At 62.0% G+C, this 11931-nt stretch carries 9 protein-coding genes and 1 pseudogene; 8 read left to right on the forward strand and 2 right to left on the reverse strand.

The window, feature by feature from the left end; all coding sequences use genetic code 11:
* Positions 1–129 precede the first annotated feature (129 nt).
* Genes QIW53_RS25385 through QIW53_RS25395 form a run of 3 tightly spaced genes read left to right on the forward strand, consistent with a single transcriptional unit; the run spans position 130 to position 3824 of the window.
* Positions 130–1155, forward strand: a complete 1026-nt coding sequence (locus tag QIW53_RS25385) for an iron ABC transporter substrate-binding protein (protein WP_371052316.1) — start codon at positions 130–132, stop codon at positions 1153–1155.
* A 3-nt stretch (positions 1156–1158) separates the two neighbouring features.
* The gene (locus tag QIW53_RS25390; protein WP_371052317.1) at positions 1159–2757 is read left to right on the forward strand and encodes an ABC transporter permease; all 1599 of its coding nucleotides are present in this window, start codon (positions 1159–1161) and stop codon (positions 2755–2757) included.
* Entirely contained in the window at positions 2754–3824 is a 1071-nt protein-coding gene (locus tag QIW53_RS25395; protein ID WP_371052318.1) for an ABC transporter ATP-binding protein, read from the forward strand. The genes QIW53_RS25390 and QIW53_RS25395 overlap by 4 nt, the downstream gene beginning before the upstream one ends.
* A 19-nt stretch (positions 3825–3843) precedes the next feature.
* Here the strand turns inward: QIW53_RS25395 and QIW53_RS25400 are convergent.
* Positions 3844–4701 (reverse strand): annotated as a pseudogene (locus QIW53_RS25400) (site-specific integrase); the annotation flags it as partial.
* Between the two features lie 291 nt (positions 4702–4992).
* Between QIW53_RS25400 and QIW53_RS25405 the strand changes: the two are divergent.
* On the forward strand, positions 4993–6372 hold the full coding sequence (locus QIW53_RS25405) for a UDP-glucose dehydrogenase family protein (RefSeq protein WP_371052319.1): 1380 nt from the start codon (positions 4993–4995) through the stop codon (positions 6370–6372).
* 3 nt (positions 6373–6375) lie between these two features.
* On the opposite strand, the gene QIW53_RS25410 is transcribed toward QIW53_RS25405, so the two are convergent.
* On the reverse strand, positions 6376–7341 hold the full coding sequence (locus QIW53_RS25410) for a LysR family transcriptional regulator (RefSeq protein ID WP_371052320.1): 966 nt from the start codon (positions 7339–7341) through the stop codon (positions 6376–6378).
* Positions 7342–7658: 317 nt separating this feature from the next.
* On the opposite strand from QIW53_RS25410, the gene argH reads away from it, so the two are divergent.
* From argH to QIW53_RS25430, 4 genes are all read left to right on the forward strand, one after another.
* Positions 7659–9086, forward strand: a complete 1428-nt coding sequence (gene argH / locus QIW53_RS25415) for an argininosuccinate lyase (protein WP_371052321.1) — start codon at positions 7659–7661, stop codon at positions 9084–9086.
* Positions 9087–9242: 156 nt separating this feature from the next.
* Positions 9243–10121, forward strand: a complete 879-nt coding sequence (locus QIW53_RS25420) for an amino acid ABC transporter permease (protein ID WP_371052322.1) — start codon at positions 9243–9245, stop codon at positions 10119–10121.
* A gap of 10 nt (positions 10122–10131) precedes the next feature.
* A complete protein-coding gene (locus QIW53_RS25425) occupies positions 10132–10896 on the forward strand; it encodes an amino acid ABC transporter ATP-binding protein (protein WP_371052323.1) in 765 nt (254 codons plus the stop codon).
* Positions 10897–10949: 53 nt separating this feature from the next.
* On the forward strand, positions 10950–11774 hold the full coding sequence (locus tag QIW53_RS25430; protein WP_371052324.1) for an ABC transporter substrate-binding protein: 825 nt from the start codon (positions 10950–10952) through the stop codon (positions 11772–11774).
* The last annotated feature ends 157 nt before the right edge of the window (positions 11775–11931 follow it).

The following is an 11931-nucleotide window of genomic DNA, read 5'->3' on the forward strand; positions in this document are numbered from 1 at the left end:
TTTTCGCATTCCCGGCTCTACATTCGCCCGCCGTATACATGCTAATGATTCCTGTTGAACTACACTCATCGACGACCTCGTTTCGTCGGTTCACTGTGCTCGATTCCAAGAAAACGGAGCTGCCATCGCATGATTCCCCGGACCCCTTCGTTCCTGAAAAAAGCCCTGCTGGCCACGGCGTTGAGCAGCACACTGCTGGCTGCCAGCCAGGTACTGGCGGCCGATAGCGTCGGCATCGTCGTGTACAACGCGCAGCATGAAAGCCTGACCAAGGCCTGGGTCGAGGGCTTCACCGAGGAAACCGGCATTCCGGTGACATTGCGAAATGGTGACGACACCGAAATGGGCAACCAGATCGTGCAGGAAGGCGCCGCCACCCCGGCCGACGTGTTCCTCACCGAAAACTCCCCGGCCATGGTGCTAGTGGATAACGCGGGCCTGTTTGCTCCGGTCGACAAAACCACCCTGGAGCAAGTCGACGCCGCCTACCGTCCCGCCCACGGCAAATGGCTGGGCATTGCCGCCCGATCCACGGTGTTCGTCTACAACCCGAGCAAACTGACCGAGGCGCAATTGCCCAGGTCGATCATGGACCTCGCGGCGCCTGAGTGGAAAGGCCGCTGGGCGGCATCGCCAGGGGGCGCCGACTTCCAGGCCATCGTCGCCGCCATGCTGGAACAGAAAGGTGAAGCGGCGACGCTCGCGTGGCTCAAGGCGATGAAAACCAACTTCACCGCCTACCGTGGCAACAGCTCGGTGCTCAAGGCGGTCAATGCCGGGCAAATCGACGGCGGCGTGATCTACCACTACTACAGCTTCGTCGATCAGTCCAAGACCGGGGAAAACAGCAAGAACACCAAGCTGTACTACTTCAAGCACAAGGACCCGGGTGCCTTTGTCAGCATCTCCGGTGGTGGCGTTCTCGCTGCCAGCCAACACAAGGAACAAGCCCAGGCATTCTTGAAGTGGATCACTGGCAGGAATGGCCAGGAAATCCTCAAGGACGGTAACTCGTTCGAATATGCCGTCGGCAAGAACGCCCAATCCAATCCCAAACTGGTGCCTTTGCAGCAGCTCGATGCGCCCACTGTCGACGCGTCCAGACTCGACAGCAAAAAAGCCGTGGAGCTGATGACTCAGGCCGGACTGCTTTGATTGATGCCTGAATCCCTGCCGGCGGGTGTCACCCAGACTGCACCCGCCCATTTGCGTCGCCGGTCACGCGGACTCTTCGCGAGCCGCAGCGGTGCGTGGGTGGTCGGCCTGTCGCTGCTAATTTCACTATTGGCCTTGCTGCCCATCGCGTTCGTCATTGGCGTGTACCTGCAAACCGGCTGGTCGGCGCTGGTACCGCTGGTGTTTCGGCCAAGGGTCGGGGAGCTGCTGGTCAACACCGTGCTGCTGGTGGTCATCACCCTACCCTTGTGCATCGTGTTGGGGGTGACCCTGGCCTGGCTCACCGAACGCACTGACCTGCCGGGGCGGCGCTGGTGGTCGGCACTGGCCACCGCGCCGCTGGCGGTGCCGGCGTTCGTGCACAGTTATGCGTGGGTCAGCCTGGTGCCACCGATCCACGGGTTGTTCGCCGGAGTGCTGGTCTCGGTGATTGCCTATTTCCCGTTTCTGTACCTGCCGGTGGCCGCGACGTTGCGACGTCTGGACCCGGCGATCGAGGATGTCGCCGAGTCCATGGGGCTCAGACCCTGGGCGGTGTTTTTCCGTGTAGTCCTGCCGCAGTTGCGCCTGGCCATTTGCGGCGGCGCCCTGCTGGTCGGCCTGCACCTGCTGGCCGAATATGGCCTGTACGCGATGATTCGGTTCGACACCTTTACCACGGCGATCTTCGATCAGTTCAAGTCCACCTTCAACGGGCCGGCGGCCAATCTATTGGCGGGCGTGCTGGCCCTGTGTTGCCTGGCGATGCTCACGGTCGAATCGGCCGCCCGTGGCAACGCGCGCTATGCCCGAGTCGGCTCCGGCAGTGCGCGCACACAGCGCACGGTGTGCCTGAGCCGGCCGCTCACCACCCTCGCACTTACCCTGCAGACCGTCACCTGTGCACTGGCGCTTGGTGTGCCGCTGATCACACTGGGTAAATGGTTGTTCGCCGGTGGCTGGGGTGCCTGGAACCTGCCCGAGTTACTGCCGGCGCTGGAGCAGACCCTGTTGCTCGGCGTGGCGGGAGCGGCCCTGACCACCTGCGCCGCCATTCCCATCGCCTGGTTGTCGATCCGCTCGCCGGGTCGGCTGCAAAGGGTGCTGGAAAGTTGCAACTACATCACCAGCGCCTTGCCGGGAATCGTCATCGCACTGGCGCTGGTGACCGTGACCATCCATTTCGCCCGACCGATCTACCAGACGACGATCACCGTGCTCTTGGCGTACCTGCTGATGTTCCTGCCCCGGGCGCTGGTGAGCCTGCGCGCCGGTATCGCCCAGGCGCCAGTGGAGCTGGAAAACATCGCGCGCAGCCTCGGCCGCTCACCCGTCGGGGCCCTGTGGTTGATCACCTTGCGCCTCGCCGCACCGGGGGCGGCTGCAGGTGCCGCTCTGGTGTTCCTGGCGATCACCAACGAGCTGACGGCGACCCTGCTGCTCGCGCCCAACGGCACCCGTACGCTGGCCACCGGTTTCTGGGCCTTGACCAGCGAAATCGACTACGTCGCCGCCGCGCCCTATGCGCTGCTGATGATCCTGTTGTCGCTGCCGTTGACCGCCATCCTTTACCACCAATCGAAAAAAACGGCGGGCCGATGAACGCTCTGGAACTGCATTCGCTTACAAAATCCTACGGAGCCCACCGCGCCCTGGACGACGTCAGCCTGTCGGTGCCCACCGGCAGCCGCACGGTGATCGTCGGTCCATCCGGGTCGGGCAAGACCACGTTGCTGCGCATGATCGCCGGCTTCGAATTTCCCGACAGCGGCCGGCTTTCTCTCAACGGCCAGACCCTGGTGGACAGCACCCACGAGGTGCCCGCCCATCAACGCCTGATCGGCTATGTGCCACAGGACGGTGCCCTGTTCCCGCACATGACCGTGGCCGCCAACATCGGTTTCGGCCTGGCGACCCGGGGCAGCGAAAAACAGCAGCGCGTGGCCCAACTGATGGACAGCGTCGCCCTGGATGCCAACATGGCCGAGCGCTGGCCCCACGAGTTGTCCGGCGGCCAGCAACAACGGGTGGCCCTGGCGCGGGCACTGGCCCAGCAGCCACGCCTCATGTTGCTCGACGAACCCTTCTCCGCGCTGGACACCGGTTTACGCGCCAGCATGCGCAAACTGGTCGCACGCTTGCTCGCCGACGCCGGGGTCACCACCATCCTGGTGACCCATGATCAGAGCGAAGCCTTGTCTTTCGCCGATCAATTGGCGGTGATGCGTCACGGCAGGCTGGTGCAATCGGGGCCTCCACTCGAACTGTACCGCTATCCTGACGATGTCCAGACCGCCCTGTTTCTGGGGGATGCAGTGGTAATGCCCGCCCGCATAGAGGCCGGATGGGCGCATTGCGACCTGGGCCGAATCCCGGTCAACAATCACCGCAATAACAGCGCCGCCCAGATCATGCTGCGCCCCGAACAGTTGCAGGTGGCCACCGTCGTACCCAGCGGGATGGACGCCGCGGGGTGTCACGCGGTGGTGACCGAGCGGGATTTCAGCGGCAATACCTGCACCCTGACCGTGGAGTTGCAACCCAGCGCCCCGGGGCTCGAAACCGGCCGCTCGCTGCTGGTACGCAGCTCTGGCCTTTACGCGCCGCCGGCCGGCAGCTCGGTGCATGTCTCCACGATCGGGCATGCCCACGTGCTGAGTGAACTTTGAGGTCGACAGGGATTCAGCCGTTACTCGGATCAGCCAGTCGTTGCGCAACCGACTGCCCCTGCCCTTGCGCCACCCGCGTGACGAATGCCCGGCGGAAATCCTCTGGCACGATCTTCACCCCCACCTGCTCACCCCGTTGCCGGGCGATGTAGTAAATCGCCAGCCGGGTGATGCGCTCACGGGAAATCCGGTTGCCACGCACGATACGGTTGAACAGGAAGCCATCGTCTTCCTCACCCTCTTCAAGCTGTGAGCGACGCAGTTGCAGCCAGTCATCCAGACGAGCGAAGGTCCAGGCCGGAACGTACCGGGTCAGTGGCTGGCCATCGTGGGTCGTGCACTCCAGGCGGCGGGCAGCGGCGTCCACCTGATCCAGCATCAGGTTCACCGATTCCGACGCTCGCATCGCCGAACCGTAGAGCAGGCCAATGACCGCGGCATCACGCACCCCTTGCGGCCGCGAGTCGGCGATGCACACCTGCATCAGCTCTGCGATCAATCGAGGGCGCGCACCCGATCCTGCCGGCGCGGACGTGGCTGGCTTGAGTGCGCGTATTTTCAGCAGTTGCTCGTGCGTGACCAGCTCCTGGTACCACGCCTCGTTCACCAAGCCGCGAATCGCGTGAACGTACAGCGATGAGGTTTTCGCCGTGTAGCCGTCGGCATGCAAGGCCTCCACCAGCGCGCTCACGTCCCCCGGTTGCAGTTGATGCCAGGGGATGTTCTCGATGTTCACGTCTTCGAATCCCAGGCGGTCGGCAGCGTCCTGCAAGACATAACGCAGGGTCAACTGGCTGGCGGGCGCCAGGCGTGCGAGATAGAGCAGCACAGGGTTGGGGTGGTCGAGGTTCGGATCAGTAACGGGGAGGTCAATCAAAACAAAACGGCCTTGGCGGATAGCAGATCGATGCAGCAGCCGGGAATTGAAACATTCTTCATAGGGTGCGGGATACTTCTATAGCGGTTCTCTATAACTCAGCGATGAATGGCAGCGGTTTGAACACTCGCCCGAACCATGCCGTGCCTGCTTTCAAAAGCGCAGCCAGGTCCTGCTCCCCGATAGACGAACTGAAACATGGCCCTGCTTATCCTGACGGCGCGCAGCAGCGGGTCGATCCCGACCGCGTGCGACAGTGGATGCGCGACGCTCGAGCTCAGGAGTGCCCCCATGAAAATCAGTGTATTTGGTAGCGGTTACGTCGGCCTTGTACAAGCCGCCGTACTGGCTGAAGTCGGCCATGATGTGGTCTGCATGGACATCGACGAGAAAAAGGTCGAACGGCTGCAACAGGGCCATGTGAGCATTTACGAACCCGGGCTGGCCGGCCTGGTGCGCGAAAGCCTGGACGCCAGGCGCCTGCAATTCACCAGCGACGAACGAATGGCCGTGCAACACGGCCAGGTGTTGTTCATTGCCGTCGGTACGCCCTCCCGGGACGATGGCTCGGCCGACCTGCGTTACGTGCTGTCGGTGGGTGAGGCAGTGGCCCGTCATCGCGAGCAACCGGTGGTCCTGGTGGAAAAGTCCACCGTGCCCGTAGGCACCGGCGACCGCTTGCGCGCACACATCGACAAATGCCTGATTAAGGTGGGGCGATTGCTGCAGTTCGAGATCGTCTCCAACCCCGAATTTCTCAAGGAAGGCTCGGCCGTGGCCGATTGCCGGCGCCCGGACCGCATCGTCATCGGCTGCGAAAGCGATGAGGTGCGTGACGTGATGCGTGACCTCTACGCGCCGTTCAATCGCAACCACGACCGGATCATGTTCATGGATGTGCGCAGTGCCGAGCTGACCAAATACGCGGCCAACTGCATGCTCGCGACCAAGATCAGCTTCATCAACCAGATTGCCGAACTGGCCGAACACCTGGGCGCCGATATCGAATCGGTGCGCCTGGGCATCGGCGCCGACTCGCGCATTGGCTACCACTTCATCTATCCCGGTTGCGGATACGGCGGCTCGTGCTTTCCCAAGGACATGCGCGCCCTGATCCACAGCGCCGAGCAGGCCCATTGCTCCAGCGACCTGCTGCAGGCGGTGGAGGCAATCAACCAGCGGCAGAAACACAAGCTGTTCGAGCGTATCAACGCCTTTTTCAAGGGTGACCTGCGCGGCAAGACCTTTGCCGTGTGGGGCCTGGCGTTCAAGCCCAACACCGATGACATGCGCGACGCACCCAGCCGCGTGCTGCTGGAGTCGCTGTGGGCCGCGGGCGCCAGCGTGCGGGCATTCGACCCGGAAGCGATGCAGGAAACCCAGCAGCTGTATCCCGAGGAAAGCAAATTGATGCTGATGGGCACGCCGGAATCGGTGCTGGCCGGCGCCGACGCACTGATCATCTGCACCGAGTGGCAACAGTTCAAGGCACCGGATTTCAACCTGATACGCCAACGGCTCAAGGCTCCGGTGATCTTCGACGGACGAAACCTGTACGACGCCGACCGCCTGGCGCGCAACGGTTTCACCTATTTCCCGATGGGACGCGGCGAATCGCGCAAGCTGCCGATCCCGCTTCAGCAATGGCCGGCGGCGCAGGGGGTGGCCTGAGGGTCAGACGGGCACTTTCAAATCCACGCCCAGGGCCCGGGCGAAGGCTTTGACCAACGGACTGCGCACGGTGTTGTGGCGCAGGATCAGGTTGAACGGCGTGTCGATATGCACGAGGTCCGGGCGCACCGCGCGAAGCTGACCCTGGGTTTCCATGGTCGCGGCGTAGTGCTGCGGTAGGAACCCGATGAAACGTCCGGTCTTGATCAGCAGTGCCACGGCCTCCACTTGCGTGGCCGAGGCGGAAAAACTGTCATAGCGGGCAAAGTTGAGTTTGTCGCGGTGGATCGCGTAACGATGGTTCACGCATTCGTATTCCTTGAGCATCTGAGTGCCAATGTCGCCGTCGGGAACGGCAAACAAGGGATGATCGACCGCGCAATAAACCAGCGAGCGTTCTTCATAGAGTTTGTAATAATCGAACTCCTCGCGTTTTTGATAGACCGGCACGATCCCTGCGACCAACCTCCCCTCTACCACGCCCCGTTCCACCTCATCGAGCTGTGACGCCTGAATCTGAAATCTTACTTTCGGTGATGCCTCATTAAGTTGCTTGAGTGCAGCAACTAAGGGTGAATTAACGTCGGTGATCGTATTATCAATGACACCTACGCCGAGATCGCCAATAAGTTCATTTTGAGCAGAACTAAGACGATCACGAAAGTTATCAACCGAGGCAAACAGATCAATCGATGCCTGATACACCAGGCGACCTTCTTCGGTCAGGTGAAAGCCTTCCCGACCCCGGGTGCACAGACGCATGCCGATGCGGATTTCAAGGTCGGAAATCTGCTTGCTGATGGCGGCCAGACCCACATTCAGCTCGTTTTGAGCCGCGCTGAAGCCTCCGGCCTCGACCACCGCCTTGAACACTTTCAACAGTTTGAAATCCAGCCCGCTGAGGGCCAGCGGCGCTCGTTGCGGCGGTTTCGGCGTCGGGTTTCCGGAATTGGAAAGTGGGGTTTCCATAATGCTTATTTACCTCTGGCGCCGTATTCAACAACCTGTGCCCAACAACAAAAACATAGCTGGCCTAATAATAATGATCACAGAAAACCAGGCTTGGCAACCGCCAAAAAATCCAGAACATGCGTGCCAGATCACGGTGTTCGAACTATTAAAAGCTGACGTTTCGATCAGCCCTCGCTCCTTTGCTCACTGCGCTTTTCCCCTGCCCTGAACTTTATTTTGGCCTGACCACGCCCGCTCGATTCCTATCGATTCCGGTAACGGTTCGAGGCCCGGCACACCGATTTCAGTTCGCTTTACCGACGAGGAAAACAACAATGTCCCAAACCACCGAACGTCTCTGGGGTGCGCGCTTCCAAAGCGGCCCGTCCGAAGCCCTGGCGGCCTTGTCCCGGTGCCCCGAGCGCTACTTCCGCCTGACCCCGTACGACCTCGCCGGCTCCAAGGCCCATGCCCGTGAGCTGCAACGTGCCGGGCTGCTGAGCGAACAGGAAACCCTGACCATGCTCGACGCACTCGAGCGCATCGGTGCCGATTTCCGCGATGGCCGTATCGCCCCGACCCTGGACGACGAAGACGTCCACACCTTCATCGAACGCCTGCTGACCGAACGCCTCGGCCCCCTCGGAGGCAAACTGCGCGCCGGGCGTTCGCGCAACGACCAGACCGCCAACGACCTGCGTCTGTTCCTGCGTGACCACGTGCGCACCCTGGCCACTGAAGTGCTGGCCCTGCAGCAGGCGCTGGTGGATCAGGCCGAACAACACGTCGAGAGCATTTGCCCGGGTTTCACCCACCTGCAACAGGCCCAGCCAATCGTGTTTGCCCACCATCTGCTGGCCCACGCCCAGTCGATGTTGCGCGACGTGCAGCGTCTGGTGGACTGGGACGCCCGCACCTCGCTGTCGCCTCTGGGCGCAGCGGCCATGGCCGGTTCGGCGATTGCCCGCCTGCCGCAGCAATCGGCCAAGGAAATGGGTTACAGCGGGGTGTGCGAAAACTCCATCGACGCCGTGGCCAGCCGCGATCATGTGGCCGAGTTCCTGTTTATCGCCAGCATGCTGGGCATCAACATTTCCCGACTTGCCGAAGAGTTTTGCCTGTGGTCGTCAAGGCAATTTCGCTGGGTCGCCCTGGACGATGCCTACGCCACGGGCAGCTCGATCATGCCGCAGAAGAAAAACCCGGACATCGCCGAACTGGCCCGGGGCAAGGCAGGTCGCCTGATTGGCAACCTCACCGGCCTGCTTTCCACCCTCAAATCCTTGCCGCTGTCGTACAACCGTGACCTGAGCGAAGACAAGCACGGCGTGCTCGACAGCGTCGATACCCTGCTGCTGGTGCTGCCGGCCATGGCCGGAATGGTCGCGACCATGACGGTCAACGTCGAAGAACTGCGGCGCCAGGCACCGCTCGGCTTCACCCTGGCCACCGAAGTCGCCGACTGGCTGGCGGTGCGCGGCGTGCCATTCAAGGAAGCCCATGAAATCACCGGCGCGCTGGTCAAGGCCTGTGAGAAACACGACATCGAGCTGTGGGAAGCCTCTCCGGCGCTATTGGCCGAAATCGATCCTCGCCTGACCCCGGAAGTGCGCGACAGCCTGACGCTGGAAGCTGCCATCGCCGCCCGCAGCGGCTGGGGCGGCACCGCGCCGCAACAGGTGCGCGAACAGATCGGTCGCCTGAAAACCGCCCTCGCCGCCCAGCAGGCGTGGACCGAGGACTACCAGGGCTTCCGCCTCTGAAACACACTTTTTACCTGTAGGAGCGAGCATGCTCGCGATGGACTGCCAGACGCCTCGGGGTGTCTGGTTTCCAGCGTTATCGTTGACGACCATCGCGACGGTTCGACGCCTCGACATGCTCGCTCCTGCAAAGGGCGTATTACACGGAGAACCAACATGAGCCAGACCCAGGCAGAGCGACTCCAGGCGGAGCGCAAACTGGCGGAAAACCAGTTCGACATTACCCAGTACGATCACGTGCCACGGCGTTACTACGGGCGGATTTTCTTCGCCACGGTGATCGTCATCGCAATCATCGGCCTGGTGCGCGCCTTCGCCGAAGGCAAGATCGAATGGTCGTACATCGGCCAGTTCCTCACCTCCCAGGCGATCATGTGGGGCTTGCTCAACACCATCGTCATGGCCGTTCTGGCGATGGCGCTGGGGATTGTGTTCGGGGTGATCACGGCGATCATGCGCATGTCGGCCAACCCGATCCTGCGCTACGTGGCGCTGACCTACACCTGGCTGTTCCGTGGCACGCCGCTGATCCTGCAACTGCTGTTGTGGTTCAACCTGGCGCTGATCTTCCCCACCATCGGCATCCCCGGCCTGGTCGAAATCGACACCGTGAGCCTGATGACCCCCTTTGTCGCCGCCCTGCTCGGCCTGAGCATCAACCAGGGTGCCTACACCGCCGAAGTGGTGCGCGCCGGCCTGCTGTCGGTGGACACCGGCCAGTACGAAGCCGCCAAGTCGATTGGCATGCCGCGCCTGCAAGCGCTGCGCCGGATCATCCTGCCCCAGGCCATGCGGATCATCATCCCGCCGGTGGGCAACGAGTTCATCGGCATGGTGAAGATGACCTCGCTGGCCAGCGTCATCCAGTACTCGGAGCTGCTCTACAACGCCCAGAACATCTACTACGCCAACGCCCGGGTGATGGAGTTGCTGATCGTCGCCGGCATCTGGTACCTGGCGACCGTCACCGTGCTGTCCTTCGGTCAAAGCCGCCTGGAGCGTCGTTTCGCCCGCGGCGCCGGCAAGCGTTCCTGAGGAATCGAACATGAGAAACATCGTCAAGGCCGTGAGCCTGAACAAGTACTACGACCAGTTCCACGCGCTCAAGGACGTCAACATCGAAGTCGAGCAAGGCGAAGTGCTGTGCATCATCGGCCCGTCCGGTTCCGGCAAGAGCACGTTGCTGCGCTGCGTGAACCAGCTGGAAAAGATCGACAAGGGCGGCCTCTGGGTCGACGGCGAACTGGTGGGATACCGGATCGTCGGCAATAAACTGCATGAACTGACCGAAACGCAGATCGCCCGGCAGCGCCTGTCCACCGGCATGGTGTTCCAGCGTTTCAACCTGTTTCCGCACATGACCGTGCTGCAAAACATCATCGAAGGGCCGTGCCAGGTGCTCAAGCGTTCGCCGAAAGAGGCGCACGAAGAAGCCCTGGAACTGCTGGCCCGCGTCGGCCTCGCCGACAAACGCAACAGCTACCCGATCGAACTCTCGGGTGGTCAGCAACAACGTGTCGCCATTGCCCGCGCGCTGGCCATGCGACCCAAGCTGATGCTGTTCGATGAACCCACTTCGGCACTCGACCCGGAACTGGTCGGAGAGGTGCTGTCGGTGATGCGCGACCTCGCGCAGACCGGCATGACCATGATCGTCGTCACCCATGAACTGGGCTTCGCCCGTGAGGTTTCCAACCGCATGGTGTTCATGGACGGCGGGCAGATCGTGGAGGCTGGAAGCCCCGAAGAGATACTAATAAGTCCACAAAACCCGCGCACCCAAAGCTTCATTTCTGCCGTTCGAACCTAAGCGCTGCCTCGCCAACCAAGCGCTGCGCTCACAACACTCATAAGAGAACGACCATGAAGAATTTCGTAATCCCAGCAGTACTCGCCACCCTGATGGCCTCCAGCGTCAGCTTCGCCGCCGAATTGCCGGCCAGCATCAAGGCCAAGGGCGAGATCGTCGTCGCGATCATGCCGAACTATCCGCCGATGGACTTCAAGGACCCGGCCACCAACCAGCTGACCGGGCTCGACTACGACCTGGGCAATGCGTTGGCCGAGCGCCTGGGCATCAAGATCAAATGGCAGGAAACCGGCTTCGAGCAAATGATCAACGCGCTCACCACCGATCGCGTCGACATGGTGCTGTCGGGCATGACCGACACTGCCGAACGTCAGGCCAGCGTGACCTTCGTCGATTACTTCACCAGCGGCCCGCAGTTCTACACCTTGCAGAAAAACAAGGACACCCACGAAATCATCGACCTGTGTGGCAAAAAAGTCGGCACCAGCCGGCGCACCACCTTTCCGGCCGAGATCGCCGAGTGGAGCAAGGCCAACTGCGAAGCGGCGGGTAAACCGGCGATCAACGTGGTCGGCACCGAAGGTTCCGCCGACGCCCGTGCGCAACTGCGCCAGAGCCGCATCGACGCGGCGATGCAAGGCAGCGAGACCCTGCCGTACCTCAAGACCCAGGAAAAGGACATGTACGAGACCGTGGGCCTGCCGATCTCTTCGCAGTTCACCGGCCTGGGCGTCAGCAAGAAAAAGCCTGAGTTGAGCGAAGCAGTGAAAGTCGCGTTGCAGAGCATGATCGACGACGGCAGCTACCAGACGATCCTGAAAAAGTGGGACCTGGAACTGGGCGCCATCAAGACGGTGACGATCAACGCCGGGAAGTAAGCCGCAAGCCGTAATCCGGTCCGCTTGTGGTGGGGGCGGGCCTGCGCGCGCCCACAGCGCTCGGGTTTGTCCGAAGAAACAGCTGGTGCACCCAGCTGTGCTCCTCACCCCCACCCCCCAGGCCTGCGCCCAAAAAACCCAGCCGGGCCCGGGCCGT

The organism is Pseudomonas fluorescens (assembly GCF_041354075.1).
GTDB classification, from domain to species: Bacteria; Pseudomonadota; Gammaproteobacteria; order Pseudomonadales; family Pseudomonadaceae; genus Aquipseudomonas; species Aquipseudomonas fluorescens_CE.